The 26,167-nt window shown below is 72.6% G+C and carries 23 protein-coding genes; 3 read left to right on the top strand and 20 right to left on the bottom strand.

Annotated features, from left to right (window positions below; all coding sequences use genetic code 11):
- Positions 1 to 57: 57 nt before the first annotated feature.
- The 13 genes from P2H44_RS24270 to P2H44_RS24330 form a co-directional block, all read right to left on the bottom strand.
- Positions 58 to 789 carry a FadR/GntR family transcriptional regulator gene (locus P2H44_RS24270; protein ID WP_275767923.1) on the bottom strand — a complete coding sequence of 244 codons (732 nt, stop codon included), beginning with the start codon at positions 787 to 789 and terminating at the stop codon, positions 58 to 60.
- Between the two features lie 117 nt (positions 790 to 906).
- A complete protein-coding gene (locus tag P2H44_RS24275; RefSeq protein WP_275767925.1) occupies positions 907 to 1,923 on the bottom strand; it encodes an NADP-dependent oxidoreductase in 1,017 nt (338 codons plus the stop codon).
- Positions 1,920 to 2,702: a FadR/GntR family transcriptional regulator gene (locus P2H44_RS24280; protein WP_275767927.1), complete on the bottom strand. Its 783-nt coding sequence runs from the start codon at positions 2,700 to 2,702 to the stop codon at positions 1,920 to 1,922. The genes P2H44_RS24275 and P2H44_RS24280 overlap by 4 nt, the downstream gene beginning before the upstream one ends.
- Before the next feature lie 31 nt (positions 2,703 to 2,733).
- A complete protein-coding gene (locus tag P2H44_RS24285; RefSeq protein ID WP_275767929.1) occupies positions 2,734 to 3,456 on the bottom strand; it encodes an ABC transporter ATP-binding protein in 723 nt (240 codons plus the stop codon).
- The gene (locus P2H44_RS24290; protein ID WP_275767931.1) at positions 3,453 to 4,175 is read right to left on the bottom strand and encodes an ABC transporter ATP-binding protein; all 723 of its coding nucleotides are present in this window, start codon (positions 4,173 to 4,175) and stop codon (positions 3,453 to 3,455) included. Before P2H44_RS24290 ends, P2H44_RS24285 begins: the two co-directional genes overlap by 4 nt.
- A complete protein-coding gene (locus P2H44_RS24295; RefSeq protein WP_275767934.1) occupies positions 4,172 to 5,239 on the bottom strand; it encodes a branched-chain amino acid ABC transporter permease in 1,068 nt (355 codons plus the stop codon). Before P2H44_RS24295 ends, P2H44_RS24290 begins: the two co-directional genes overlap by 4 nt.
- Positions 5,226 to 6,116, bottom strand: coding sequence for a branched-chain amino acid ABC transporter permease (locus tag P2H44_RS24300; RefSeq protein WP_275767936.1), 891 nt, complete (start codon positions 6,114 to 6,116; stop codon positions 5,226 to 5,228). Before P2H44_RS24300 ends, P2H44_RS24295 begins: the two co-directional genes overlap by 14 nt.
- Before the next feature lie 67 nt (positions 6,117 to 6,183).
- A complete protein-coding gene (locus P2H44_RS24305; RefSeq protein ID WP_275767938.1) occupies positions 6,184 to 7,410 on the bottom strand; it encodes an ABC transporter substrate-binding protein in 1,227 nt (408 codons plus the stop codon).
- A 16-nt stretch (positions 7,411 to 7,426) separates the two neighbouring features.
- Positions 7,427 to 9,256: a hydantoinase B/oxoprolinase family protein gene (locus P2H44_RS24310; protein WP_275767940.1), complete on the bottom strand. Its 1,830-nt coding sequence runs from the start codon at positions 9,254 to 9,256 to the stop codon at positions 7,427 to 7,429.
- The gene (locus tag P2H44_RS24315) at positions 9,256 to 11,274 is read right to left on the bottom strand and encodes a hydantoinase/oxoprolinase family protein (RefSeq protein ID WP_275767942.1); all 2,019 of its coding nucleotides are present in this window, start codon (positions 11,272 to 11,274) and stop codon (positions 9,256 to 9,258) included. Before P2H44_RS24315 ends, P2H44_RS24310 begins: the two co-directional genes overlap by 1 nt.
- Positions 11,275 to 11,352: 78 nt before the next feature.
- On the bottom strand, positions 11,353 to 12,543 hold the full coding sequence (locus P2H44_RS24320; protein ID WP_275767944.1) for a CaiB/BaiF CoA transferase family protein: 1,191 nt from the start codon (positions 12,541 to 12,543) through the stop codon (positions 11,353 to 11,355).
- Entirely contained in the window at positions 12,540 to 13,511 is a 972-nt protein-coding gene (locus P2H44_RS24325; protein WP_275767945.1) for a DUF7065 domain-containing protein, read from the bottom strand. Before P2H44_RS24325 ends, P2H44_RS24320 begins: the two co-directional genes overlap by 4 nt.
- An 11-nt stretch (positions 13,512 to 13,522) precedes the next feature.
- The gene (locus P2H44_RS24330; protein WP_275767947.1) at positions 13,523 to 14,911 is read right to left on the bottom strand and encodes a phosphotransferase family protein; all 1,389 of its coding nucleotides are present in this window, start codon (positions 14,909 to 14,911) and stop codon (positions 13,523 to 13,525) included.
- Positions 14,912 to 15,063: 152 nt separating this feature from the next.
- Here P2H44_RS24330 and P2H44_RS24335 point away from each other — a divergent pair, with 152 nt between their 5' ends.
- Positions 15,064 to 16,356, top strand: coding sequence for an acetyl-CoA hydrolase/transferase family protein (locus P2H44_RS24335; protein WP_275767949.1), 1,293 nt, complete (start codon positions 15,064 to 15,066; stop codon positions 16,354 to 16,356).
- Positions 16,357 to 16,491: 135 nt separating this feature from the next.
- Here the strand turns inward: P2H44_RS24335 and P2H44_RS24340 are convergent, their stop codons facing one another.
- The 7 genes from P2H44_RS24340 to P2H44_RS24370 all read right to left on the bottom strand — a co-directional run bounded on the left by P2H44_RS24340 (position 16,492) and on the right by P2H44_RS24370 (position 23,113).
- Complete coding sequence (locus tag P2H44_RS24340; RefSeq protein ID WP_275767952.1) at positions 16,492 to 17,655, bottom strand: acyl-CoA dehydrogenase family protein; 1,164 nt, start codon at positions 17,653 to 17,655, stop codon at positions 16,492 to 16,494.
- 70 nt (positions 17,656 to 17,725) lie between these two features.
- On the bottom strand, positions 17,726 to 18,100 hold the full coding sequence (locus P2H44_RS24345) for an AtuA-related protein (RefSeq protein ID WP_275767954.1): 375 nt from the start codon (positions 18,098 to 18,100) through the stop codon (positions 17,726 to 17,728).
- The gene (locus tag P2H44_RS24350) at positions 18,097 to 19,422 is read right to left on the bottom strand and encodes an acyclic terpene utilization AtuA family protein (protein WP_275767956.1); all 1,326 of its coding nucleotides are present in this window, start codon (positions 19,420 to 19,422) and stop codon (positions 18,097 to 18,099) included. The genes P2H44_RS24345 and P2H44_RS24350 overlap by 4 nt, the downstream gene beginning before the upstream one ends.
- Complete coding sequence (locus P2H44_RS24355) at positions 19,419 to 19,934, bottom strand: VOC family protein (protein WP_275767958.1); 516 nt, start codon at positions 19,932 to 19,934, stop codon at positions 19,419 to 19,421. The genes P2H44_RS24350 and P2H44_RS24355 overlap by 4 nt, the downstream gene beginning before the upstream one ends.
- 10 nt (positions 19,935 to 19,944) lie before the next feature.
- Positions 19,945 to 21,255, bottom strand: a complete 1,311-nt coding sequence (locus tag P2H44_RS24360; RefSeq protein WP_275767960.1) for a TRAP transporter large permease — start codon at positions 21,253 to 21,255, stop codon at positions 19,945 to 19,947.
- A gap of 31 nt (positions 21,256 to 21,286) precedes the next feature.
- Positions 21,287 to 21,853, bottom strand: coding sequence for a TRAP transporter small permease (locus P2H44_RS24365; protein WP_275767962.1), 567 nt, complete (start codon positions 21,851 to 21,853; stop codon positions 21,287 to 21,289).
- A 102-nt stretch (positions 21,854 to 21,955) separates the two neighbouring features.
- The gene (locus tag P2H44_RS24370) at positions 21,956 to 23,113 is read right to left on the bottom strand and encodes a C4-dicarboxylate TRAP transporter substrate-binding protein (RefSeq protein WP_275767964.1); all 1,158 of its coding nucleotides are present in this window, start codon (positions 23,111 to 23,113) and stop codon (positions 21,956 to 21,958) included.
- A gap of 316 nt (positions 23,114 to 23,429) precedes the next feature.
- Between P2H44_RS24370 and P2H44_RS24375 the strand changes: the two genes are divergently transcribed.
- Both P2H44_RS24375 and P2H44_RS24380 read left to right on the top strand, forming a co-directional pair.
- Entirely contained in the window at positions 23,430 to 24,875 is a 1,446-nt protein-coding gene (locus P2H44_RS24375; protein ID WP_275767966.1) for an OB-fold domain-containing protein, read from the top strand.
- 10 nt (positions 24,876 to 24,885) lie between these two features.
- Positions 24,886 to 26,088: an acetyl-CoA acetyltransferase gene (locus tag P2H44_RS24380; RefSeq protein ID WP_275767969.1), complete on the top strand. Its 1,203-nt coding sequence runs from the start codon at positions 24,886 to 24,888 to the stop codon at positions 26,086 to 26,088.
- The last annotated feature ends 79 nt before the right edge of the window (positions 26,089 to 26,167 follow it).

Genomic DNA, 26,167 nt, shown 5'->3' on the forward strand with positions numbered 1-26,167 from the left:
GGGCCGGTTCCGGCGTCGATCGTCGGGCGTCGATCGCCTGGGTTCAGTCGTGTGAAGTCACTCGTCCGGCTCGCCGATCTCCAGCTCCGAGTCCTCGAGATCGGTGGTATGGGCGCGGGTGGCGCGCACGTGGCGCTCCATCCGCCGGCGGGCGGCGTCGCCGTCGCGGGCGGCGATCGCCTCGATCACCCGCGCGTGGGCGGCGTGGACCGCTGCGCGGATCTCGGCGCTGTCGTAGACCTCCTCGGAGGTGGCGGCCACGACGCCGTGGTTCATGGCGTAGAGCAGCGCGGTCAGCAGGTCGTTGCGGCTCGCCTCGGCCACCGCGTTGTGCCAGCGGATGTTCATCTCGGCGAAGGCCCGGCGGTCGAGCGCGGGGTCGGCCAGCGCCTCGTTCAGCTCGATGATGGCGGCGAGCTCCTCGTCGGTGCGGTGCATCGCGGCGTAGCGGGCCAGCGCCGGCTCGATCGTCTCGCGCGCCTCCTGGATCACGCGCAGCGGCATCCGGCGGGAGCGGACGAACTGCCCCACCATCCGCGCCATCGAGCTGTTGTCGGGCTGGGTGACGGTGATCCCGCCGTAGCGGCCGGGGCGGGAGCGGATCAGCCCCTCGACCTCGAGGATCCTGAGCGCCTCGCGCACCGAGCCCCGCGACAGGCCGGTCTGCTCGACCAGCTCGCGCTCCGAAGGCAGGCGGTCGCCGACGTCGATGTCGCCGGCGAGGATCGTGTCCCGCAGCTGGTCCGCCAGCAGGTCGTAGGACTTCTGGACCGAGATACGTTCGATCAACGGCGGGGACTTCTGGGTTTCCTGCACAGGCGACGACCTCCATTCACCACGGTCAGACTGCCGCTCCGAGAGGGGCCTGTCAATGGTATAACATTTAAAATGACACGCCGCGGCGCCTCACAGGCGCACCAGCTGCTTGCCCATGTTCCGCCCGGCCATCATGCGCACGTAGGCCTCGGGCACGCGCTCGAACCCCTCCAGCACGTCTTCGCGGAACCGCAGCCGGCCGTCGCGGTGCAGGGCGGCGAGCCGGGCCATCGCCTCTTCGCGCCGGTGCCACCAGTCGAAGACCACCAGGCCGTGGATGCTGGCGCGGGTGACGATCAGGCGGGCGGAGGCGCGCAGGCCGACGTCCTCCTCCGGCGCCTTGTCGACCACGGCGATGCGCCCGCAGATCACCACCCGGGCGTGGGTCGCGAGGTTGGCCATGGCCGCGTCGTGGATCGGGCCGCCGGTGTTGTCGAAGAACACGTCGACGCCGTTCGGGCAGGCCTCGGCGATGGCGGCCTTCATGTCGCTCGTGGCGCGGTGGTCGATGCCGGCCGCGCAGCCGAGATCGCGGCAATGCTCGAGCTTCTCGGGCGAGCCGGCGATCGCCACCACGCGCGCGCCCATCGCGACCGCGATCTGGCACACCAGCTGCCCCACCGCGCCCGAGGCGGCCGAGACCAGCACCGTGTCGCCGGGCCGCGGGCGGCCCATCTCGGTCAGCCCGATCCAGGCGGTCAGGCCGGGCATGCCCAGCCACGACAGCATCGCCTGGGGCGGCGCGAGCTCGGGGTCGACCCGGTTCGCGCGCGCCGCGCCCGGCAGGTCGGGGGTCAGCACGGCATGTTCGCGCCAGCCCACCGTCATCGCCTCGATCAGGTCGCCGGGCTTCCAGTCGGGGTGCCGGCTCTCGATCACCTCGCCGACGCCGCCGCCGTGCATCGCCTCGCCGGGCTTCACGCCGGCGGTGTAGTTGGCGGCCGGGCTGATCCTCCCGCGCATGTAGGGATCGAGCGACAGCCACTGGGTGCGCACCAGCACCTGGCGGGGCCCGGGTTCGGGCATCGGCGCCTCCTCCAGGCGCCAGGTCGCCTCGGTGGCGGGGCCGTCGGGATAGGCGTCGAGCACCCATTGGCGGTTGGTCATGCGTCGTCTCCGGTGAGGCGGGCGGGCGCGGCGGCCGCGCCGACGGCGTCGTCCGCGACCTCCTCGCGCCGCAGGGCGATGTCGCGGTAGGCGCCGACATGGCGCTCCATCCGCTTGAAGGCGGCCTCGCCGTCGCCGGCGGCGATGGCCTCGAGGATCACGGAATGGGCGCGCACGGCGCCGCGGCGAAGCTCGGGCGTGGTGACGTGCCGGTATTCCTGCGCGTCGCGGATCGGGGCGGCCACCGCCTCCATCAGGGCCATCAGCGGCTCGTTGCCGCTCGCCCGCGCCACCGCGAGGTGCCAGTCGAGGTTGATGCGCTTGTAGGCGGGGACCTTGTCGACCGAGGCCTCGAAGCGCGCATGGATCTCGGCGATCTCGGCGAGCTGCGCCTCGGTCCGGTTGCAGGCGGCCAGCCGCGCCAGCATCGGCTCGACCGCCAGCCGGCAGTCGAGCAACGCCCCCAGCCGCATACCGTGCGCGCGCACGAAGAGCTCGACCGAGCGGGCGATCGAGTCGCGCCCCGGCCGGGTCACGACCGAGCCGCCGGCCCGCCCGGCGCGGGTGGTCAGCAGCCCCTCGGTCTCCAGCAGCCGCAGCGCCTCGCGCACGGAGCTGCGCGAGAGGCCCGACTCGGCGGCCAGCTCCCGCTCCGGCGGCAGCGCCTCGCCGGGCAGGAAGCGGCCGGCGACGATCAGGTCGCGCAGCCGGTCGGCGAGCACGTCCGAGGCCTTGGGCACCACGACGGGCGCGATGCGCACGCGGTCGGCGTCGCTCATGGTCTTCTCCTGCGCGGTCGCGGCCGGTCCATCACAGCCCCATGTAGGCTTCGCGCACCTGCGGATCGCCCTTCAGCGCGGCCGCGGCCCCGCTGAGCGAGATCCGGCCGTGGTCGAGCACATGCGCCTCGTCCGCGATCTCCAGCACCTCGGTCACCCGCTGCTCGACGATCAGGACGGTCAGGCCCTCGTCGCGGGCGAGCTGGGAGACCGTCTCCAGCACCGTCTCGGCCATCAGCGGCGAGAGCCCGACCGAGGGTTCGTCCAGCAGCAGCAGGCGCGGCCGGCACATCAGCGCGCGGGCGATGGCGCACATCTGCCGCTCCCCGCCCGAGAGCCGGCCGGCGAGCTGCCGGCGGCGGTCGCGCAGGACCGGGAAGCGGGTCATCGCGGCCTCGAGCATCGCGGCCGCGCCGCCGCGCGCGCCGGCGGAATAGGCCCCCAGCTCCAGGTTCTCCTGCACCGACATGAAGGGGAACAGGCGACCGCCCTCGGGCACCAGCGTCATGCCGCGGGCCGCGCGCCGGTCGGCGGGCAGGCGGGTGACGTCGTCGCCCAGCAGGCGCACGGTCCCCGCGCGCGGCGGGATGAGGCCGATCAGGGCCGAGAGCAGCGTGGTCTTGCCCGCCCCGTTGGCCCCCACCACCGCCGCCACCCGCCCCACGGGCAGGGCGAGGGTCACGTCGAACAGCACCTCCGCGTCGCCGTAGCCGGCGCGCAGGCCCTCGACCTCGAGCATCATGGCCTGGCTCATGCCGCCTTCCCCTTTCCGACGTAGGCCGCGACCACCTCCGGGTCGGACAGCACCTGTTCCGCGCCGCCTTCGGCGAGCAGCGCCCCGTGGTCGAGCACCAGCACCCGGCGGGAAAAGGCGCGCACGACCTTGAGGTTGTGCTCGATGACGAGGAAGGCGAGGCCGCCCTCGTTCAGCCGGCGCACCAGGTCGATGATCTCCTGCACCTCGGTGGCGTTGAGGCCGGCCATCACCTCGTCCAGCAGCACCAGGCGCGGGCGCAGGGCGAGGGCGCGCGCGACCTCCAGCCGCCGCCGCTCGCCGAGCGTGAGCTCCGAGGACGGGTCCCCGGCCCGGCGGGCGAGGCCCACCATCTCCAGCGCCTGCATCGCCGCCTCGGCCGCCTCGGGCAGGCGCGGATGCTCGAGGAAGGCGCCGACCATGGCGTTCTCGAGCACCGACATCGAGGTCAGGGTCTGGCTGATCTGGAAGGTGCGCCCGAAGCCCAGCCGCGCCCGGCGGTCGGGCTTCAGGCGGCCGATGTCCCTCCCCTCGAACAGGACCCGCCCGGCCGAGGGCGCGAGTTGGCCCGTCAGCAGGTTGAACAGCGTGGTCTTGCCGGCGCCGTTGGGGCCGATCAGGCAGACCAGCTCCCCCTCGCCGAGGTCGAAGGAGACGTCGTCCACCGCGGTCAGGCCGCCGAAGCGGCGGGTGGCGTTCTCGACGGTCAGGAAGCTCATCGCGCGCCCTCCCCGGCCGGCCGCAGGCGGCGCGGCGCCAGGCCCGGCAGACGCAGGTCGCGCGCCGCCCCCACGATGCCGCGGCGCAGGAACAGGGCGGTGAAGATCAGCACGAGCCCCAGCACCGCGAGGTTCATGCCCGGCAGCGAGCCGCCCAGCTCGGCCCGCAGCCAGCTTTCCAGCGGGATCACCAGCAGCGCCCCCAGCAGCGGCCCGTAGGTCGTGCCGATGCCCCCGATCAGCGCCAGCAGCGCCACCTTCACCCCGATGTCGAAGAGGGAATAGAGCGCCGGCGGATCCACCACCCGCACCTGCATCAGGAACAGCGCGCCCCCGATCCCGGTCAGCGCGGCCGAGACGGCCATGCCCAGGAGCTTCACCCGAAGCACGTCGATGCCCGCGGCCTGGGCCGCGTCCTCGTTGTCGCGCACCGCCCGCAGGCGATAGCCGAGCCGGCTGCGCGAGACGACGATCATCGCCAGCAGGCAGACCGCGAGGAAGCCCAGCATCAGCAACGCATAGCTCATCCGGTCCACGAAGATCATGTTCCACAGGCCGCGGCGGAACGGGATCGACAGCCCCTGCGAGCCGCCGGTGATCCCGTCGAAATAGATCGACAGCGACAGCATCACCTCGGTCACCGCCAGGGTGGCGATGGCGAAGAACGGGCCCTTGAGCCGGAACACCGGCCACGAGACCAGCGCCGCCGCCCCCGCCGCCAGCGCCGCCGCCGGCAGCAGCGCAAGCCACGGCGAGACGCCCGCGTGCAGCACCAGGTTGGCGGTCAGGTAGGCGCCCAGCGCGAAGAACACCGAGTGGCCGAGCGAGAACTGCCCGCCGAGCCCCCCAATGATGTTCCAGGCGGTGGCGACGCCGCCCAGCAGGAAGGCGGTCGCCAGGATGTTCAGCGCGAAGCTGTCGCCGGCGAAGGCCCAGGTCAGCGCCAGCAGCGCGAGGATCACGCCCGCCAGCAGCGGCGCCTCCTGGCGCAGCCCGCGCGAGGCGGCGGCGACGGCCGCGGCGCGCGCGTCCGCCGCCCGGGGATCGGGGTCACGAGGTTTCACGAAGTCCCACCTCCTCTGCGCCGGCATGGCCGAACAGGCCCTGCGGGCGGATGACGAGCACCACGATGAACACGACGAACAGCACCGCATGCTTCAGCGCCGGGTCGAGGTAGTAGCCCGAGAACGCCTCGGTCAGCCCCACCACGAAGCCGCCCAGGTAGGCGCCCGCGACGCTGCCCAGGCCCCCCAGCACCACCACGGCGAAGGCCGGCAGGATGAAGTTGATCCCGATCTGCGGGGTCATCGAGTAGAGCGGCGCGAGCAGGCAGCCGGCGAGGCCGGCCAGCGCGGCGCCGATGCCGAAGCTGATCGTGTAGATGCGCTGCACGTTCACGCCCATCAGCTTCGCCGCGGCCCGGTCCTGGGCCACCGCCCGGATCGCCTTGCCGTGCCAGGTGGCGCGCAGGTACCAGGCGAGCCCGCCGGTCACCACGGTGGCCGCGATCAGCACGATCAGCCGCCCCGTGCCCACCTGCACCGGCCCCAGCGACACCGAGCCGACGGCGAGCGAGGAGTTGACGCTGAACGCCACGCCCCCCGTCGCCGCCAGCACCGCGTTCTGGATCAGCATCAGCAGGCCGAAGGTGGCGAAGATCTGCATCATCGGCTCGCCCTGCAGCGGCCGCAGGATCAGCCAGTAGACCCCGCAGCCCAGCGCGAACAGCGCCGGCAGGATCAGCAACGCCCCCACGTAGGGGTCGAAGCCCAGCGCCAGCTGCGCGGCCAGCGCCCCGTACATGCCCAGCATGACGAACTCGCCCTGGGCGAAGTTCACCACCCGGATCACGCCGAAGATCAGGTTCAGCCCCACGCTGACCAGCGCGTAGATGCCGCCCAGGAGCAGCCCCACCGCCAGGATGTTGAGGATCTCGGTCATCGCTCGCAGTTCCTTGCAGGACCGCGCCGCCGGACCGTCGAGGGTCCGGCGACGCGGGCCGCCGGCCTCAGGCCCGCGGCAGGTTCAGCACCTCGGACGAGGCGGCCTCGGGCGGGAACACCGCCTTCACCTGGCCGGACTGCCACTGGGCGATGATCGGCACGGCGCGGGTGTTCTGCAGGGTCTCGTCGAACTTGGCGCCGTAGCCGGTCTCGTAGCTGCCGAAGGGCCGGTCCATCGCCCGCGCGGCCTCGGCCACGGCGTCGAACTCGACCGAGCCGGCGGCCTCCACCGCCTCGAACAGGATCTTGGCGCCGACGAAGGCCGCCATGCCCTGGGGCGCGACGGGATCGCGGCCGAACTCGGCCTTGTAGAGCTCGAGGAAGGCGTCCGATCCCGGCCCGTAGCTCTCGGAGATGTCGGCCCGCGGGAAGGAGACCAGCAGCACACCCTCGAGGTACTCGGCCCCCAGCGCGTCGAGCGTCTCGGCCGTGTCGCCCACGCCCACGGACATGATCGCCGGCGGCGCGAAGCCCTGGTCGCGGGCCGCGCGCAGCAGCAGGTTGGTGTCGCCGACGTAGCCGGTCGAGATCCACAGGTCCGGCGCCGCCGCCTTGGCGCGCAGGATCGAGTCGGTGACGTCGATCGACTTGAAGCTGTGCGCGCCCACGCCGACGGTCACGCCCGCCTCTTCCAGCAGGCGCTGCTGGGCCTCGGCGATCGAGGTCCCGTAGGCCGAGTCCTCGTGCTCCAGCCAGACGCTCATCTCGGAGGGCGCCTTGTCGAGCCGCTTGGCGACCAGCTCCAGCGCCCCCTCGACCGAGCGCCGGCCGAAATCGTCGGCGGCCAGCCCCGCCCGGATGAAGTTGGGCAGCCCCCGCTCGGTCAGGTTCGAGGCGACGGCGTTGGTCTCCCAGTAGAGCTTGCCGTAGTTCAGCGCGGCCTCCGAGGCGGCGTTGGAGATCGAGGAGGCGTAGGTCCCCATCAGGATCTCGACCCCGTCGCGGCCCACCAGCTGCTCGACCGCCGCGATGCCTTCCTGCGCCGAGGTGGCGTTGCCGCGCACGATCTCGACGGGGCGGCCCAGCAGCCCGCCCTTGGCGGCGTTGAGCTGCTTGGCGGCGAGCTCGTAGCAGCGGGTCACCTCGTCCCCGTAGAGGGCCATGCCCCCGGAATAGGGGTTCACGGCCCCGATCCTGAGCGGCTCGGCCGCGCGGGCCCGTCCGCCCACGCCTGCGGCGGTCAGGGCGGCTGCGCTTGCGGCCATCGCCGCGAAAGTGCGTCTCGTCAGCATCTTCTTCTCCTCCCGGTCAGGTGTTGGGCGCCGTTCGCCGGCGCTCGTCCTCGCTTGGGTCTGCTCTCTCGGGGGCGGCCCGGGCCGCGCGCAGACGCGCGGTGGCCGCCCGGTCGATCTCGTGCACGTCGCGGTCGAGGATCCGGCGCGCCACGCGGACGACGACGCCGTGGGCGGCCTCGGCCGTCGCGCGGTCGATGAGGCCGGCGTCGAGATCCTCGCGCACCGCCTCGGGGTCGCGCTCCAGCGGATCGCCGAAGCCGCCGCCGCCGGGGGAGCCCAGGTGCAGGGCGTCGCCGGCGCGGAAGCGCACCTTCTCGGCCTTCGAGCGCATGGGCGGCGTCCAGTCCCGGCCGTCCAGCGTCAGGCGCACGTGGTTGGGCGCGGCGGCCAAGCCGCCGGCGACGCCGAAGGGCGGCGCGTCCACCCGGTCGCCGAGGATCGAGACGACGCTGTCGCCCAGCGTCTCGATCCCGTAGCGGGAGCCATGTCCGCCGCGGTGGCGCCCCGGTCCGCCGGAGCCCTCGCGGATGCCGAAGTAGGCGAAGCGGACGGGGTAGCGGTGCTCCGACATCTCGACCGACATGAAGCGGGCCATCGAGCCCGGCGGCGTGCCGTGCACCAGCCCGTCGGAGACGGCCGAGCCGCCGTAGCCGCCCGGATAGGGATAGACGGCGACGTAGTAGCGCCCGGTCTCGGGATGCATGCCGGAGACGGTGGCTACGCCGGTGGTGCCGAACATGGCGGCCGGCGTCCGCTCGGGGATCGCCTGGGCGAGCGCGCCGAAGACCACGTCGGTCAGGCGCGGGGCCACGTCGGTCGTGCCCCCCACCGCGACCGGGTATTCGGCCGCGAGGATCGAACCCTTGGGGATCGTGAACCGGCAGGGCCGGAAGGCGCCGCCGGAGACGGGAACGTCGGGGAAGATGTGCTTCAGCGCGACGAAGCACAGCGACTTGGCAGTGCAGTCGGCGATGTTCATCGGCCCCGTCGCGGCCGGCGAGGTGCCGGTGAAGTCGAAATGCAGCTCCGAGCCCTCGACCGTCAGCGCCAGCTTCACCGGCAGCGGTGCATCCACCACGCCGTCGTTGTCGAAGCTGTCCTCGACCCGGTAGGTCCCGTCGGGGATGTCGGAGATCCAGGCCCGCATCTCCGCCTCGGCCCGCGCGGTCATCTCGGCGATGCAGGCGCGAAGCGTGTCGGCGCCGTAGCGCGCGACCAGCGCGTCGAGGCCCCGGCGCCCGACCGCGAAGACGTTGGTCATCGCCTCGAGGTCGCCCAGCAGCTGCTGCGGCAGGCGGGAGTTGGCGGCGATCATCGCGATCAGGGGGGCGTTGCGCACGCCCTCCGCCTCCAGCCGCACCGGCGGGATGATCACGCCCTCCTGGTGGATCTCGCGGGCCGAGGGGGACCAGCCGCCGGGCGAGCCGCCGCCCATGTCCATCCAGTGCCCGGTGTTGGCGAGCAGCGCGAAGAGCTCGCCGTCCACGAAATGCGGCGCGACCATCACCACGTCGTTGAGGTGCGTGCCAGAGCGGTAGGGGTCGTTGAGGATCCACACGTCCCCGGGCCGGAAGCCGCCCTGCCCCTTCGCCACCTCCAGCACGTGCTGGACCGAGAACTGCATGTTGGCGAGGAACTGCGGCAGGCCCAGCTGGCCCTGGGCGATGGTCTCGCCGGTGACGGGATCGTAGATGCCGTGGGCGACGTCGTTGGTCTCGGAGATGATCGGGCTCAGGGCGGCCCGGATCAGGTGCAGGTCCATCTCGTCGCCGATCTGCTCCAGCGCGCCGCGCACGACGGCGAGCGTGACGGGATCGACGGCGGGGGCGACGGGTCCGTCCATCACGCGGCCTCCACGATGATGTTGCCGCGGGAGTCGACCCGGGCCGTGCAGCCCGGCTCGACCACGCAGGTGGTGTCGGGCTGCTCGACGATCGCGGGCCCCTCGAAGCGCTGCCCGGGGGAGAGGGCGCCGCGGTCGTAGATCGGAACCTCCAGCCATCGGCCGAAATGGGCGCGGCGGCGGGCGACGGGCGTCGGGGCGGCGTCGGAGCCCGGGCGCGGCGCCGCGGCCTCGGGCGCCGCGCGGCGGCCCTCGACGGCGGTCTTCAGGCCCACCAGCACCGCGGGCATGTCGAGCGTGGCGCCGAACTCGGCGCGGTAGGCGCGCTCGAAGGCGGCGACGATGCGGTCCATCGGCCAGTCGGGCTCGATCGCGACCCGCAGGGAGTGGATCTGGCCGAGATAGGACATCTCGGCGGCATGGCGCGTCTCGATGGAGATCAGCGCCGCGCCCGAGGCCGCAAGCTGCGCCTCCCCGTCGGCCTTCTGGGCGCCGAGCACCTCGCGCACCATGGCGGGGTCGACGTCGGCGGCGGGGGTCTCGACGGTCTGGGCGAAGTCGCAGCGCAGGTCGGCCACCGCGCAGCCCAGCGCGCAGAGCACGCCCGGATGCGGGGGCAGCAGCATCGAGCGGATGCCGACCTCGCGCATGATGGCGCAGCCGTGCAGGGGCCCGGCGCCGCCGAAGGCGACGAGGCAGAAGTCGCGCGGGTCGTGGCCCTGCTCGACCGACATCAGGCGGGTGCGGCGGGCCATGATGTGGTTCACCACCGTCAGGATCGCCTCGGCCGTCTCCTCGACGCCCAGGCCCAGGCGCGCGCCCAGCGCCCCGATGGCCTCGCGCGCGGCCTCGATGTCGAGGCGGTCGATATGGGTCAGGCCGATGGGGTTCTCGGGCTTGATGCGTCCCAGCACGGCGTTGGCGTCGGTGACGGTGGGATGGATCCCGCCGCGGCCGAAGCAGATCGGCCCGGGCACGGCGCCCGCGCTCTCGGGCCCCACCTGCAGCACGCCGCCGCGGTCGATCCAGGCGATCGAGCCGCCGCCCGCGCCGATCGTGTGCACGTCGATCATCGGCAGGCGCAGGGGGATGCGGAAGTCGAGCTCGGTGGTCTCGGCGATCCTGGGCGCGCCCTTCACCACCACGGCGACGTCGTAGGAGGTGCCGCCCATGTCCCCGGTGATGACGTTCTCGAACCCCGCCTCGGCCGCGATCCGCGCCGCCGCGGTGACCCCCGCCGAGGGGCCGGAGCGCACGATGTTCGCGGCCTTGGTCGGCAGCTGCGACAGCGGCGCGAGCCCGCCGTTCGACTGCATCACCAGGGTCTGGCGCCGGAACCCCATCTCCTCCAGCCGCCGGGTCAGGCTGCGGGCGTAGCGGGAGACGAGGGGCTGCAGGTAGCCCTGCACGGCGGCGGTCGAGGTCCGCTCGAACTCGCACCATTCGCGCACCACGTCGGTGGCCAGCACCACCTCCCAGTCGGGATTGGCGTCGAGCAGGATCTCGCGGGCGCGGCGCTCGTGGGCGGGGTTGGCGTAGGCGTGCAGGAACGCGACGACCACGGCCTCGATCCCCTCGTCGGCGAGCGCGCGGGCGAGCGCGCCCAGCGCCGCCTCGTCCAGCGGGACCAGCACCTGGCCGCGATGGTCGAGGCGCTCGGCCACCTCCCAGCGCATCAGGCGGGGGATCAGGGGGACGTGGGCGCCGGTCAGGCCGTACATGCGCTGGCGGTCGCGGCGGCCCAGCTCCAGCACGTCGCGGAAGCCCTGGGTGGTGACCAGGGCGCAGCGGGCGCCCTTGCGCTCGATCACCGCGTTGGTGGCGATGGTGGTGCCGTGCAGGATCAGCTCAAGCGCGCCGGGATCGACCTCGGCCGCGCGCAGGGCGTCCACCAGGCCCCGGCTGGGGTCGTCCGGGGTGGACGGAACCTTCAGGACCCGAGGGGCCGCGCCGGGCGCGCCGGCGTGGAACAGGTCGGTGAAGGTGCCGCCGACATCGATGCCGACGATGCCTGACATGAGCGTTTCTCTCCCGTTCGGCGTCGTGTCGCGCCGGTCTCGCTTGCGGCCTCCGGCGCGTGCGCCGGGAGCCGGATCTCAGGCCGTTCCGTCCGCGCGGGCGGCGATCTCGGCCAGCACCGCCTCGGTGTCCGCGCCCAGCGTCCGGCTGGGCGCGAGCGGGCGCGCCTCGACGCCGGCGAAGCGCAGGGGCGAGGCCATCAGCACCACGCGGCCGAACTCGGGATGCTCCTCCCAGCGGAGCGACCCGCGGGCGTGCATGTTGGGGTCGTCCATGACCTCCTCGAGGTCGCGGACCGGGGCGCAGGGGACGCGGGCGGCCATCAGCGCCTGGAAGGCCTCTTCCTTCGGGCGCTTGCCGGTCCAGTCGGCGACCAGCGCGTCGATCTCGTCGATCGCGGCCACGCGCTTGCCCAGCGTGTCGAAGCGCGGATCCTCGGCGAGCTCCGGCCGGCCCATCACCCTGACCAGGTTCTGCCAGTGCGCGTCGCGCACGCAGATGATCGCGAGCCACCCGTCCGAGGTCGGGTAGACGTTGTAAGGCGCCTCGGCGAGGCCGCCGTGGCGGTTGCCGGTGCGCGGCGGCGGCGCGTCCTCGCGCCCCTGCATCCCCCAGGCCATGCCCAGCGAGGAAGCGAGCGCGGGATAGACCGCGTCCTGCATGGTCACGTGCACCTTGCGGGCGACCCCGGTGCGCTCGCGTTCGAACAGCGCCGTGGCGATGGCGGCGTAGAGATGCGTGCCGGCGAAGAAATCGCACAGCGCAGGCCCGGCCTTCACCGGCGGGCGATCCGGAAAGCCGGTGGTCGCCATCACCCCGCACATCGCCTGCATGGTCAGGTCCATCGCCGGGTATTCGCGATAGGGCCCGTCCGTGCCGAAACCGGAGGAGGAGGCGTAGATCAGCCGCGGATTGGCGGCCTGCAGGCGATCCGCGCCCAGGCCCAGGCGGTCCATCACCCCCGGCGCGAAGTTCTCGACCAGCACGTCGGCGTCGCGCGCCAGCGCCTCGAGCGCGGCCTTCCCCTCGGGGTCCTTGAGGTTCAGCACCACCGAGCGCTTGCCCCCGTTGAGCATCGCGAAGGGCAGCGCGGCGCCTCCGACCACGCCGCGGCGGCGCAGGGACTCGCCGCCCTCGGGCTCGACCTTGATCACCTCGGCGCCGGCCGAGGCCATCAGGAAGGTCGCGTAGGGGCCGTTGTAGATCTGGCTGAGGTCGAGGACCTTCACCCCGGCCATCGGCCCGGCGGAGTTCGCAGCCTCGGTCATTCCCCGCCTCCCGCGCGCACACGCCGCCGGAAGTCGCCCCAGACGTTCACCGGCCACATGTCCTGGTCCTCGCCATGGCCCTGCTTGCCGTTGATCGACCAGGCGATCAGGCTGTTGGAGTCGATGAAGGAATGGCGGTTGATGGTGATCGAGCTCAGCCGCTCCCCCTCGGCCAGCATCTCGCGGCCCAGGTTGTCCTTCGCCTCGATCACGATCTTCGAGACGTAGCCGTGTTCGCGGTCCCGCTCGACGATGCGGCGGCCCTCCACGATGTCGCCGAGCTCCCCGTCCAGCGTCTGGAACCCGTAGGCGAGCGCGCCCGAGGGGTCGTTCCACTTCGTCGTGCACAGGAAGCAGTCGTCGGGCGAGGCGATCCCCGAGACATAGGCGCTCTTGCCCGGGCGATGCTCGGGGCGCGGGCCCCAGGAGCGGTCGCGCATCGCGTGGCAGTCGATCTCGATCCGCTCCCCGTCCAGCACGATATGGCCGCGGGCGCGCATGAACTGGTCGAAATGGGTCAGGTTCTTGAAGGAGGAGTTCGGCTTGCGCAGGGCGCGCGGGGCCATCACGGCCTCGTACTCGAGGTCCACCGTCAGGCGCCCGTCCTCGTCCTCGAAGCCCAGATGGTAGCGGGTCAGAGGCTCCAGCACCTTGATCGAGACGCCCGTGCGCAGGGTCGTGTCGGTCAGGTCGCCCTGCGGCATCGGCATGACGGTGTAGTTGCGGTAGTAGCGCGTCTCCCACGGTATATGGGCGCTGTCGTCCCAGACCCAGACGCCGCCGGAGTTCACCCCGATGTTGGGGCGGAACATGGAATAGAGCCAGCCGCCCAGCTTGCGCTCCGGCGCGCAGAAGCTGAACCAGGCGGTCTCGGTCATCCACCAGCGGTCGCCCATCACGTCGGTGTGGAAGCCGTCGTCCTTCGCGGTGAAGTCGGACTTGGCGGCGAGGGCGTGGTCATGGGGCATGGTCGGCTCCGTCACAGGGCGTGAGGAAGGTCGGGAAAGCCGCGGCGGGCCATCCCGCCCGAGGCGAGCGCGGCCAGCTGGGCGTCCCAGGCGGCGGCGGCGGCGAAATAGGGCAGCGCCTGCGCGAAGCGCACGCGGCCCGTGGCGTGGAGGGCGAGCAGCTCCGCCTCCCCCTCGGCGACCGCGTCGGGCGCGTCGCCCAGCAGGGCCGCGAGGGCGGCGCGCTTGCGCGCCTCGACGGCGGGGCCCAGGCGGTCGACCTCGCGCAGGTACTTCAGCACGCGGGCGGCGTTCTTGGCGGCGGAGACGGCCTCGGCGTCCTCCACCCGCTCGGCGATGCGCGCGCGCAGGTCGTCGATGACGCCGTCGTGGAAGCCGGTCTGCGGGGTCTCGGGCGCCTCGACGGCCGGCGGAGGCGTCAGCGCCAGCCCCGAGGCCTCGGCCAGCGCGCCCACCAGCAGCCGGCGGTTCAGCGCCCGCGAGATGATCGAGGCGCCCGGCTCCCCGGTCACGTTGCGATGGCGGATGATCACCACCCGCGCCGAGACGAAGACCCGGTGATAGAGGATCCGCGCCGGATCCAGCGGCGCGCCCCCGGCGGCGGCGTAGTCGCGCACCCGGGCCGCGAAATCGGGCGTCGGCTCCATCACCGAGCGCATCGAGTACCAGGCGAGGTCCTCCATCGGATCGCCGGCATGGGCCAGCTCCCAGTCCAGCAGGGCGGTCATGCGGCCGTCCTGGAACAGGAAGTTGCCGGGGCCCGCGTCGCCATGGACGAAGACCGGGGCGCCCGGGGTTTCGGGCAGGCGGTCTTCCAGCCAGCCCAGCGCCAGTTCCGCCAGGGGATCGCGCCGGCCGGTCTCGGCGTACATGCCGCGCCAGATCTCGAGCTCGCGGGCCACGCAGGTGCGCATGTCGCCCGCCGGGGCCACGTCCGGCCCCGCCAGCCGCTCGCCCGGCAGAGCGTGCAGGCGGGCCAGGGCGGCGACGAAGTCCTTCGCCACCGCCGTCTTCTCCGCGTCCGAGCCGATGCGCCGATAGTCGGAGCGGCCCGGCGCGCGCTCGGTCAGGATCGCCTCGTGACGCGCATGCTCGGCCAGCAGCCGCGGCGCCGGCACGTCGGTCCCGTCGAGCGCGCGGTAGACCTGCGCCTCCCGGCGCACGGTGTAGGGCTCGACGCTGGGCGGGCGGGGCGGGGCGTAGCGCAGGTAGAGGGGCCGGAGGCCGGCGCCCGTCTCGACGTCCACCGCCCAGGAGCGGCAGCGATTGCCGCCGGAGATCTGGGTGCAGCCCGCAAGCCGCCCGCCGGCCGCCTCGGCGGCCCAGGCGGTCAGCGCCTCGGTCGTGGCGGCGGGCCCGAGCGGGTGGGCGAGGGAACGGTCTGCGGCTTGGAACGTCACGGGTCGGCGGCTCCTGTCTTCGCAGCCACAATGGGGCGAGTCGGACCACAAGCGCAAGTCAATTGTTTGACCTTTAGCTTGGGCTGCCATTAAACCATTCGGAGGCCACCCCTCCGCCCGCCGACTCGGGCGTCGTCCGACAGGGAGATCCCATGTCCACGCCCCCGCCCCCGCCCGCGCCGCGGAGCCCGGCGCTCCGGCGCCTCCGCGCCCTGCCCGCCGAGCGGTTCCCCGAGCTGCTTTCGCCGGGCGAGCGCCTGTTCCTCCCCGGCTCCGCCGCCGAGGTCCCGGCCTTGCTGGAGGCGTTGCAGGCGCGGGGCGGCCCGGCGCTGCGGATCACCTCCAGCTTCGTGCCGGGGATCAACCCGACGCCGCTGGAGCGCCTGCCGCCGGGGACGGAGTATTCCGCGCTCTTCGCCCAGGCGTCGGCGCCGGGGGACCAGGCGCGCGGGGCGCTGCGCCACCTGCCGCTGTCCTACGGCGCGGCCGCGCGCTGGATCGGCCAGGTCGCGCGCTTCGACGCCTGCGTGATGACCGTGGCGCCGCCGGACGCCGCCGGGCGCTGCTCGCTGGGGCTGGCGGTGGAGTTCGCGCCGCTGGCGCGGCGACGCTCTTCCCGGCTGATCCTGGTGGTGAACCCGGCCATGCCCGCGATCCCCGGCGCGGCCTCGGTCGCGCTGGACGAGGCCGACGCGGTGATCGAGGCGGAGGCCGCGCCGCGCGAATACGACGTCGGCGCCCCCTCCGCGGCCGCGGGCGCCATCGCCGCGCGGATCGCCGCGCTGGTCGAGGACGGCGCCGCGATCCAGATCGGGCTGGGCAAGGTGCCCGACGCGCTGATGGGCCTGCTGACCGACCGGCGGAACCTGCGCCTGCATTCAGGCATGCTGTCGGACGGCGCGCGGCGGCTGGTCGAGGCCGGCGCCCTCGCGCCCGGCCATCGCCCGGTGAGCTGCGTCCATGTGGGCACGCGGGCCTATTACGACTGGCTCGCCGGCCGCGACGGCTTCGACGTGGTCGACTGCGAGGCCACCCACACGCCCCAGGCGCTGGCCCGCGTGCCCGGACTGGTCGCGGTGAACTCGGCGCTGGAGGTGGACCTGTTCGGCCAGGCGAACCTGGAGCTGCTGGGCGCCCGCGCGATCAGCGGCGTCGGCGGCGCCCCCGACTTCGCCCGGGCCGCGGCGCTGGATCCGGGCGGCGTCAGCGTCGTCGCCCTGCCCGCCACGTCGGGGCGCGGCGCGGTCTCGCGCATCGTGCCGCGGCTCTCGGGCCTCGCCTCGCTGCCGCGCGGCGACGTCGAAGTCGTGGTCACCGAGCACGGGCTGGCGGATCTGCGGGGCCTGTCGACCATCGAGCGCGCCGAGCGGCTGATCGAGGTCGCCGCCCCGGATCACCGGCCGGCGCTGGCCGAGGCCTGGCGGGCGATGGCCGCCGCGCTCTGAGCCCCCGTCCAGCGGAAGAAAACCCCGGCGTCGCGCCTCTGACGGTCGACGCCGGGAAGCCGGCGCGGCAGGCGCCGCGCCGCGGACGCCGCGACGGTCGGGAGAGGCTGCGCGGCGTCGAGGTTCGAGGCAGGCTCAGTAGGACTTGGGCAGCCCCAGCACCCGCTCGGCCAGGAACGACAGCACCAGCTGTTCCGAGACCGGGGCGAGGCGGGTGACCAGCACCTCGCGCAGCAGGCGTTCCACCACGTATTCCTTGGCATAGCCCATGCCGCCGTGGGTGAAGACCGCCTGCTGGCAGGCGGCGTGGCCGGCGCGCGCGCCCAGCAGCTTGGCCGCGTTCGCCTCGGCCCCGCAGGGGCGGCCGGCGTCGTAGAGCTCGGCCGCCTTCTCGGCCATCAGCATGGCCGCCTCCAGGTTCGCCCAGCACTCCGCCAGCGGATGCTGGATGCCCTGGTTCTTGCCGATGGGCCGGCCGAACACCACCCGGTCGCGGGCGTATTTCGCGGCGCGCGCCAGCGCGTCCTGGCCGATGGCGATGGCCTCCACCGCGATCAGCACCCGCTCGGGGTTCAGGCTGTCGAGCAGGTAGTGGAAGCCGCGCCCGACCTCGCCGATCACGTGGTGGTCGGGGATGAAATAGTCGTCGTAGTAGACGAGGTTGGAATCCACCGCCGCGCGCCCGTGCTTGGGGATCTTCTTCACCTCGGCCCGGGTCCGGTCGAGGTCGGTGTAGAACACCGTGATCCCGTCCGTGGGCTTGCGGCAGTCCTCCTTGGGCGTCGTGCGGGTCAGCAGCAGCACCTTGTTGGCCACCTGCGCGGTCGAGGTCCAGATCTTGCGCCCCGTCACCGACCAGCCGCCGTCGACCTTCTTCGCGAAGGTCTTGATCGAGGTGGTGTCGAGGCCCGCGTCCGGCTCGGTCACCCCGAAGCAGACCTGATCCTCGCCCGAGACCAGGCGGGGGGTCCATTCCGCCTTCTGCTCGGGCGTGCCGTGGACCACCAGCGGGTGCGGGCCGAACATGTTGATGTGGATCGAGGAGGCGGCCGCCATGCCGCCGCCGTGGCGGGCGACCTCGTGCATCACCGCGGCCGCGGCCTGCACGCCCAGGCCCGCGCCGCCGTATTCCTCGGGCATGGTCACGCCCAGCCAGCCGCCCTCGGCCATGGCGCGGTGAAACTCGTGCGGAAACTCGCCGGCGTCGTCCTTGGCGTTCCAGTAGTCGTCGCCGAACCGTGCGCAGACCGCGGCGACGCCGTCGCGCAGGGCCTGGAGGTCGTCCTGGGAGTCGAGCATGGATCGGGTCCTTTCCTGGGTCGCGAAGCGCGGCGGCCTCAGGGGAAGATGCCGGCGCGCCGCGTTTTTGTCAAATGGTTAGACCTTTAATCTTCGCCGTCTGGTCCCCGCCGTCGGCCGGGATCTCGATCTCGAGCGAAAGCAGCAGGAAGCTGAACGACTTGCCGTGCGCGTCGAGGTTCAGCGAGGCGTTCACGCCCCCCGCCAGCGCACGCTGGAAGACGAAGTTCAGCCCGTGCAGGTCCGGCAGCTCGTAGCGGCGCGCCTCGCCCCGGAAGACCTCGGGGAAGGCTTCGCGGACCCGCTCGGCGGTCAGCTGCTCGCGGATCGCGGGATACCACCGCGGCTCCAGCGCCCAGACCGAGACGTTGAGCGCGTCGCCCTTGTCGCCCGCGCGGGCGGAGGCGACGGCGCGCAGCGGAACCGTGCGCGTCGCGGCGGTCATGGCGCGATCCAGTTCACGCGGGTGGGGACCTGGGCGCGGTCGATGTAGATCGCGCGGGTGAAGACGCTTTCGGTGATGCGCCCGCGGAAGCCGCCGCCGCCGGCGGGGCCCGCCATCCACAGGCCCTCGATCTCCTCCAGCAGGCGCTCGGCCCAGGCGCGGTCGTGGCTGCGCAGGGCGCCGCGCAGCCGCACGTCCTGCGAGCCCTGCTCGGCCCGGCCGCCGTCGAGATGCAGCGAGGCGACGCCGATCAGCTCCAGCCGCAGCGGGCCGTTGAAGCCGAAGCGCTCGACCATGCGCCGGCGCACGATCTCGCGCGCCAGCTCCCCGCGGTCCTGCGCGCCGGGGCCGGCCCAGGAGATCTCGCCCTCGGCCAGGTATCCGCCGTCGAAGGCGACCAGCGCCTTGAGCGTCTGCGGCCGGGCCCGCCCGCCGGCGCCCGAGACGCGGACCCGGTCGGGGCCGACGGACTCGATCCGGGTGGTCGAGAAATCCGCGGTCACGTCGGGGGTAAGGTAGGCGGCGGGGTCGTGGACCTCGTAGAGCATCTGCTCCTTCACCGTCAGCGGCGAGACCAGCCCGCCGGTCCCCGCCAGCTTGCCGATCACCGCCGAGCCGTCGGGCGAGATCTCGGCGATCGGATAGCCAAGGTCGTCGATCCCCGGCACCTCCTTGAAGCCCGGATCCGCGAAGTAGCCGCCCGTCACCTGGGTCGAGCATTCCAGCAGGTGGCCGGCGAGCGTCCCCGCCCCCAGCCGCGCCCAGTCGTCGGGCGCGACGCCGTTGGCGTGGACGAAGGGCGCGAGGAACAGCGACGGGTCCGCCGCCCGGCCCGCGATCACGATGTCCGCGCCGCCGTCGAGCGCCTCGACCAGCGGCTCGTGGCCGATATAGGCGTTGGCGGCGACGGGGGCGCCCAGGTCGCGCACCCGCTCACCGGTCTCGGGCAGCTCGGTTTCGGGACCGACCATCGGCAGGACGTCGTCGCCCTCGATCACCGCCACCCGCAGCGTCAGCCCCAGCTCACGGGCGATGCGGGCGGTGGTCTCGCCGGCGGCGAGCGGGTCGGCGCCGCCCATGTTGGTCACGATCCGCACGCCCTGCGCCGCGCAGGCCGGCAGCACGGCGCGCATCCGCGCCTCCAGCTTCGGGCAGTGCCCCGGCCCCCGGCCCGAGCGCTTCGCGACATGACCCATGGCCAACGTCCGTTCGGCCAGGGATTCGAAGCAGAGGAAATCGAGCTCCCCCCGCTCGGCCAGGGCCAGCGCGGGAGCGACCCGGTCGGGCGCCCCGCCCGAACCGCATCCGATCCGCAGGGTCAACGCGGCGCCCTCCCCAGCCCGGCGGGCAAGGTGTAGTCCGGGTCCGGCCGCACGAAGTCGGCGGGGCGGCGCACCACCTCGATCGCCATCTTCAGCGGGCCTTCGCCGTCGAGATAGGCGAACTGCGCCCCTGCCCAGGTCCCCTCCATCATCGGGGGAAGGCCGCGGGCCTCGGCCTGGGCGATCAGGGCGTCGTAGGCGCCCTCGCCCGCGTCGACGAGCACGTGGTGGATGCCCTCGCCGCGACGGTCGAGGAACTCGCGGTAGATGCTGGGGCCGTTCAGGGGCTGGATCACCTCCCACATCACGCCGTCGGGCGTCCAGGCGAGCGCCAGCTTCATGGAATAGGGGATCTCCCGGCCCCGGATGCGCATGCCGGTCAGCCGGGGGACCCAGACGTACCAGGGGCCGATGCCGGCGCGCTCCCAGTACTCGGCGATGGTCGCGTCCAGGTCCTCGACCACCACGCAGGTCTGCAGGACGGAGCGGATCCAGGGGGCGGGGTCGGTCATCGCGTCCTCCTCAGCGCTGCATCAGGGCGGGCAGCCACAGGATGATGTCGGGAAAGACCACCAGCAGCGTCACCACGATCAGGTCGGCCAGCAGGAACCACAGGATCCCGCGGAAGATGCCGGCGACCGAGACGAGGTCGCCCACCACCGACTTGATGACGAAGACGTTGAGCCCGATGGGCGGCGTGATCATCCCGATCTCGAGGAACTTCGCCAGCACGATGCCGAACCACAGCAGGTCGTAGCCCGCCCCCGTCAGCACCGGCAGCAGCACCGGCAGGGTCAGCAGCATCGCCCCGATCGGCTCGAGGAACATGCCCAGCACCAGGTAGACCAGCGCGATCCCCACCAGCAGCAGGGTGGGATCGGCGCCCAGCGCGTCGATCAGCGCGGCGAGGTCCCGGCCCGCGCCGCTGATCGCCATGAACCGGGTCAGCATGTTGGCGCCGATGGCGATCACGAACAACGAGGCGGTGGTCTGCAGCGTCTCCATCAGGCTGTCATGGAAGCCCCGCCAGCAGAGCGAGCGCTTGATCAGCGCGATCAGCACCGCCATGCCGGCCCCGGCGCCGCCGGCCTCGGTCGGGGTGAAGACGCCGAAGAACAGGCCCCCCAGCACGCCGGCCATCAGCACCAGGACGGGCCAGGTCTCGACCAGCGCGCCCCAGCGCTCGGCGGCGGCGGGGTGCGCGTGCACCGGGGGCGCGAGCGACGGGGTCAGCCTGGCGCGGATCACCACGGTCAGCACGTAGCCCAGCGCCGTCAGCAGCCCCGCGCCGACGCCGCCCATGAACAGCGCGCCCACCGGCACCTGGGCGATGATGCCGTAGAGGATCAGCAGGATCGAGGGCGGGATCAGCGCGCCGATGGTGCCGGCCGCGGCCACCGTGCCGGTGGCGAACTCGGGGTTGTAGCCGTTGCGCGTCATCTCGGGCACGGCGATCCGCCCCATCGCCGCCGCGCAGGCGACGGAGGAGCCGGTGACCGCCGCGAAGCCCGAGGCGCCGAAGATCGAGGCGACCGCGATCCCCCCCGGCAGGCGCGACAGCCACAGCCGGGCCGCCTCGAAAAGGCCCTTGGTCAGGCCCGCGTGGTAGCACACGAACCCCATCAGCAGGAACATCGGCACCGAGCTCAGCTGCCAGGTCGCGGTGAACGTCCAGGGCACGATGCCCATCGCGCCCCAGGCGGCGCGCGGCCCGACCATCGCCCAGATGCCGCAGAAGCTGACCCCGATCAGCGCCGCCCCGATGGGAATGCGCAGGGCGATCAGGGCCAGCAGGATGGCGACGCCGGCGTATCCGATCTCGACGTTGCTCACGGGCGGGGCTCCGGTCCGGTTCGGGCGCGCATCAGAAGACCCGCGCCTCGGGGTCCTGCGCGGGCCCGCGCAGCAGGGCCAGCGCGGCCTTGGCCAGCAGCGCCGCCGTCATCAGCCCGGCGCCCAGCGGCAGCAGGTAGCGGGCGGGCCAGGTCAGCAGCTTGACGCCGAACTCGATCTCGAAGGCGCCGATCTTCAGGGCGCGGCCGGCCTCGATCCACGACTGCCAGGTCAGCGCGGCGAAGACCGCGGCGCAGAACAGCAGCGAGACGATGTGCAGGATTCGCTGTACGCGCGCAGGGAAGCGCGTGGTCAGCACCTCGACCCCGATGTGGCCGTTGCGCCGCTCGGCGAAGGCCAGCGGCAGGAAGGCGACCAGCACCATGTAGTAGTTCGAGACGATGGTGATCGTGCCCGGCAGCGGCGCGCGGAACAGGTATTTCGAGATCACGTCGACCGAGATGTGGACCATCATCAGCACCGCCGCCGCCGCCGCGATCCAGGTCGCGCCCTGCACGACCCAGCCCAGCAGCCGCACGGCGGCGGGCGCAGGCGGCGCGCCGGCCGTCGGCCGGTCGACCTCGGGGGGCAGGCTCATCGGCAGGGGTCCTTCGAGCGGGAGGGGAGGCGAAGCCGCGCGCCCGGCCTGCGCCGGAGAGCGGGCGCGCCGCCCGTCCCCGACGCCGCCGGAGCGGACCGGTCAGTTCATGCCGTAGGAGGCGCGGTCGATCTTCGCGTAGATCTCGGCCTTCAGCAGGTCGCGGAAGCCCTCCAGGTCGGAGGGATCGACCTCGGCGACCTTGTCCTTCCACTTCTCGATCAGGCCGCGCATCGTCTCCATCTTCGCGGCGACGTTCTCGACGCCGTAGAGCTCTCCGAACTGCGTCTCGATGGTCTTCATGTCATCGGCCAGGAAGGCCTGCGTCGCCTCGGTGAAGCCCGCCTCGTCCGCGGTGACGATCGTGACCCCGGCCTCGGCCAACGTCTTCTCCGCCTTCACGCCCTGGCGGTAATATTCGACGGCCGTCGCCGCGGTCATCAGCGCGCCCGCGTCGAGCAGGACCGAGCGCTGGTCGGCGTCGAGCTCCCGCCAAAGATCGAGGTTCACGTCGAGCGAGGCCGCGCCCGCGAACACGCCGCCGGGCGCGTTCTTGACGATGTGGCTGGTGACGTCGGTGAGCTGGAAGTTGATCGCGTCCGGCAGGCCGACCATCGTGCACTGGACGACGTTCTGGGCCAGGGCCTCGTACATCTCGGACCCGGGGATGGCGACCTTGATCGCGCCGAAATGCTCCGCCCAGCGCCCGAAGACCGAGGCGCCCGAGCGCAGCGACAGCCCCTTGAGATCGGCGGGAGACGTGATCGGCCGGTTGCAGACGAGGGAGTATTCGGTGCTGGCGCCGCCGCCGAGGAACACCTGGTTCTGCGCGAGGTACTCGGCCTGGCAGTCGGGGCAGTTCAGCAGCACGTATTCCGTCATCGCCGCGACCATCGCCAGCCCCGGCGCGTCGACGCCCTTCTGGACCAGCAGGGTCATGTCGGCGGCCATGTTGGTCTCGGAATACTCGGCCGCGAAATAGGGCGTCAGCACGTAGCCCATGTCGGCGATGCCGTCGCGGATGCCCGGCGACATCTCGGCCAGCGTCAGCAGGCCCAGGCTCTGCACGTCGGCGCGCAGGTCGCTGTTGGCCTCGAGGAACTTCGCCACCTCGTGGTGGCCGTAGGGCGGCACGGCGGAGTCGGGAAAGCCCGAGGCCACGGTCAGCGTGCGCTCGGCGCCGACCGCGCCGGCGGAGGCCGCGAGCAGGACGGCCAGCGCCGCGGGCGCGCCGCGCCTGTGCATCTTCGCAAGGGTCATCATCATCTCTCCCTGTGGCGGGACCCATAGGTCCATTCTTCATTTTATTTATTGGTCTATCCATTAACGCATGGCAATCTGGCTGTAAAGCGCTCCGCACGCGTGCGACGGCGCGAAATGCGCCCTGGAGCCATCGGCGGGGCGTACCCGAAGAGGGAGGCGCAGACCTGTCGTGCGCGCCGCGCCAGCGGCCATGCCCGCCCGGAATAAAATGCACTAGATTACTTTTAGCTTGCGTATATAATTTGAGCCATACAAAGGGAGTCGCAGCCGGGCGCCGGCCGCGGCGCACGACCACGACGACCCGGGAGGAGACATGGACTTCGGCATCACGGCCGTGGGCGCCTACGCGCCGCGGCTACGCCTTTCGCGCGCCGCCATCGCCGCGGCGCACCGCTGGATGGCGCCGGCGCTGGCGTCGAGCGCGAAGGGCGAGCGGGCCTTCTGCAGCTGGGACGAAGACGCGATAACCATGGCTGTCGAGGCCGCGCGCGACTGCGTGCCGCCCGAAGGGCGCGCGGCGGTGAGTTCCCTGATCCTTGCGTCGACCACGCTGCCCTACGCGGACATGTCGAACGCCTCCGTCGTAGCCGGCGCGCTCGACCTTCGCGAGAGCGCGCGCACGGCCGAGGCGACGGGGTCTCAGCGGGCGGCGACCTCGGCCCTGGCGCAGGCGATCAAGGCGCGCGCCGAGGGCGCCCTTCTGGTGGCGACCGAGCGGCCGACCGCCAGGCCCGCCAGCATCCAGGAGATGCAGCAGGGCGCCGGCGCCGCTGCCTTGCAGCTCGGCACGGGCGACCTGATCGCGAAAGTCCTCGGCGTCGCCTCGGTCAACGCGGCCTTCGCCGACCACGTGCGCGCGGCCGGGGCGACCGCCGACTACGCCTGGGAGGAGCGGTGGATCCGCGACGAGGGCTACGCGAAGATCATCCCGCGCGCCATTTCCGCGGCGCTGATCGAAGCCGGGATCGCAGCGGGCGAGCTGGGGCGGTTCGTGATGCCCTCGCCGATCCGCGGCGCGGCGGCCTCGGTCGCGCGGACGGTCGGCTTTCGGGGCGAGGTGGCCGACGATCTCGCGGCAGGGTGCGGACTGACCGGCGCCGCGCATCCGTTCCTGATGCTCGCGAAGGTTCTGGAGACGGCGGAGGCCGGGGAGAAGATCCTGCTGGTCGGGTTCGGCCAAGGCGCGGACGCCATCGTGCTGGAGGCGACCGGCCGCCGCCCGGCGGGCCGCGGCGTGACGGGCGCGCTCGCCGACCGGGTTCCGACCGAGGACTACCTGCGGATGCTGTCCTTCTACGGGCGCATCGAGCTTGAGTGGGGGATGCGGGCCGAGGCGGCGGACAAGGCCGCGCTGACCGCCGCCTGGCGCGAGGCCGAGCAGTTGTCGGCCTTCAAGGCCGGACGCTGCCCCGACTGCGGAACGATCCAGTTCCCCCAGCTCGCCTACTGCGTGACGCCCGGCTGCGGCGCCCATGCCGAGCGGTTCGAACAGGTCTCGCTCGCCGACGCGCCCGCGAAGGTGCTGACCTATACCGCCGACTGGCTCAGCTACCACCCCGCCCCGCCGCTGGTGGTGGGCTTCGTGCAGTTCGAGAACGGCGCGCGCCTGCTGATGGAGACGGTGGACGCCGACCCCGCCGCGGTCGACGTGGGCCTGCCGCTGCGCATGGTGTTCCGCCTGAAGAAGATCGACGCGAGGAGCGGCTTCCGCCGCTATTTCTGGAAAGCCACGCCCGACATCGCCGCGGCGACGGGCTGAGGAGAGAACCATGGCCACCGGCATCAAGGACAAGGTCGCCATCATCGGCATGGGCTGCTCGCGCTTCGGCGAACGCTGGGACGCGAGCGAGGAGGATCTGCTGGCCGAAGCCTTCGACGAGGCGCTGGCCGACGCGGGGATCGAACGGTCGCAGATCGGGGCCGCCTGGTTCGGCTCGGGCGTGGACGGGGTGAACGTCGGAAATTCCGCGATCCCCGCATCGACGGCGCTGCGGCTGGACGGCATCCCGGTCAGCCGGGTCGAGAACATGTGCGCCACCGGCACGGAGGCGCTTCGCGGGGCGGCCTACGCCGTCGCCTCGGGCGCGGTCGACATCGCGCTGGCGGTCGGGGCGGAGAAGCTGAAGGACACCGGCTACGGCGGCCTTCCCACCCCGTTCAAGGGCGCCTTCAACGACCTGTGGCTGCCGCTGGGCTCGGCTCCCGCGGGCTTCGCCCAGCTGGCGGCGGGGTATCGCACCAAGCACCAGGTCTCGAAGCAGGACCTGAAACGGGCCATCGCCCATGTCTCGTGGAAGAGCCACCAGAACGGCGTGCTCTCGCCCAAGGCGCACCTGCGCAAGGAGGTGTCGATGGACGCCATCCTGAACGCGCCGATGATCGCGGAGCCGCTGGGCCTGTACGACTGCTGCGGCGTCTCGGACGGGGCCGCGGCGGCCATCGTGACCACGCCCGAGATCGCGCGGGCAATGGGCCACGGCGACTTCGTGACCATCAAGGCGATCCAGCTCTCGATCAGCTCAGGCGTCGAATCCACGACCGACGCCTGGGACGGCAGCCACGTGCGCAACACCCGCAACGCCGCGAAGCGCGCCTATGCGGAGGCCGGGATCGAAGATCCCCGCCGGCAGCTCTCGCTGATGGAGGTGCACGACTGCTTCTCGATCACCGAGCTGGTGACGATGGAGGACCTGTTCGTCTCCGGCGAGGGCGAGGCGGTGCGCGACGTGCTCGACGGCTTCTACGACCGCGAGGGCGGCGGCGTGCCCTGCCAGGTGGACGGGGGCTTGAAATGCTTCGGCCATCCGATCGGCGCCTCGGGCCTGCGCATGGCCTACGAGAACTACACCCAGCTTCTGGGCCGGGCCGGGGCGCGGCAGATCCCGAACGCCTCGCTGGGCCTGTCGCACAATCTCGGCGGCGTGCCCTATCTGGGCATCGCCGCGATCTCGATCCTGGGCCTGCATTCCTGATCGCGGGACCGCACCCCGGGGCGGGCCCCTCACGCCGCCCCGGACCCTGCCGCGCCGCGCCGCCTCCGGCGCGGCGCGG

Origin of the sequence: Albimonas marina (assembly GCF_029223255.1) — a bacterium.
In the GTDB taxonomy this organism is placed as follows: Bacteria; Pseudomonadota; Alphaproteobacteria; order Rhodobacterales; family Rhodobacteraceae; genus Albimonas.

What these genes read in the sequence shown, in the direction of transcription:
- P2H44_RS24345 (WP_275767954.1), bottom strand. Translation starts at nt 18,100, where the DNA reads ATGACCGCCGCGACGCGCACGGTTCCGCTGCGCGCCGTCGCCTCCGCC.
- P2H44_RS24300 (WP_275767936.1), bottom strand. Translation starts at nt 6,116, where the DNA reads ATGACCGAGATCCTCAACATCCTGGCGGTGGGGCTGCTCCTGGGCGGC.
- P2H44_RS24355 (WP_275767958.1), bottom strand. Translation starts at nt 19,934, where the DNA reads ATGACCGACCCCGCCCCCTGGATCCGCTCCGTCCTGCAGACCTGCGTG.
- P2H44_RS24280 (WP_275767927.1), bottom strand. Translation starts at nt 2,702, where the DNA reads ATGAGCGACGCCGACCGCGTGCGCATCGCGCCCGTCGTGGTGCCCAAG.
- P2H44_RS24380 (WP_275767969.1), top strand. Translation starts at nt 24,886, where the DNA reads ATGGCCACCGGCATCAAGGACAAGGTCGCCATCATCGGCATGGGCTGC.
- P2H44_RS24375 (WP_275767966.1), top strand. Translation starts at nt 23,430, where the DNA reads ATGGACTTCGGCATCACGGCCGTGGGCGCCTACGCGCCGCGGCTACGC.
- P2H44_RS24340 (WP_275767952.1), bottom strand. Translation starts at nt 17,655, where the DNA reads ATGCTCGACTCCCAGGACGACCTCCAGGCCCTGCGCGACGGCGTCGCC.
- P2H44_RS24285 (WP_275767929.1), bottom strand. Translation starts at nt 3,456, where the DNA reads ATGAGCCAGGCCATGATGCTCGAGGTCGAGGGCCTGCGCGCCGGCTAC.
- P2H44_RS24325 (WP_275767945.1), bottom strand. Translation starts at nt 13,511, where the DNA reads ATGCCCCATGACCACGCCCTCGCCGCCAAGTCCGACTTCACCGCGAAG.
- P2H44_RS24290 (WP_275767931.1), bottom strand. Translation starts at nt 4,175, where the DNA reads ATGAGCTTCCTGACCGTCGAGAACGCCACCCGCCGCTTCGGCGGCCTG.
- P2H44_RS24275 (WP_275767925.1), bottom strand. Translation starts at nt 1,923, where the DNA reads ATGACCAACCGCCAATGGGTGCTCGACGCCTATCCCGACGGCCCCGCC.
- P2H44_RS24335 (WP_275767949.1), top strand. Translation starts at nt 15,064, where the DNA reads ATGTCCACGCCCCCGCCCCCGCCCGCGCCGCGGAGCCCGGCGCTCCGG.
- P2H44_RS24305 (WP_275767938.1), bottom strand. Translation starts at nt 7,410, where the DNA reads ATGCTGACGAGACGCACTTTCGCGGCGATGGCCGCAAGCGCAGCCGCC.
- P2H44_RS24370 (WP_275767964.1), bottom strand. Translation starts at nt 23,113, where the DNA reads ATGACCCTTGCGAAGATGCACAGGCGCGGCGCGCCCGCGGCGCTGGCC.
- P2H44_RS24315 (WP_275767942.1), bottom strand. Translation starts at nt 11,274, where the DNA reads ATGTCAGGCATCGTCGGCATCGATGTCGGCGGCACCTTCACCGACCTG.
- P2H44_RS24365 (WP_275767962.1), bottom strand. Translation starts at nt 21,853, where the DNA reads ATGAGCCTGCCCCCCGAGGTCGACCGGCCGACGGCCGGCGCGCCGCCT.
- P2H44_RS24310 (WP_275767940.1), bottom strand. Translation starts at nt 9,256, where the DNA reads ATGGACGGACCCGTCGCCCCCGCCGTCGATCCCGTCACGCTCGCCGTC.
- P2H44_RS24320 (WP_275767944.1), bottom strand. Translation starts at nt 12,543, where the DNA reads ATGACCGAGGCTGCGAACTCCGCCGGGCCGATGGCCGGGGTGAAGGTC.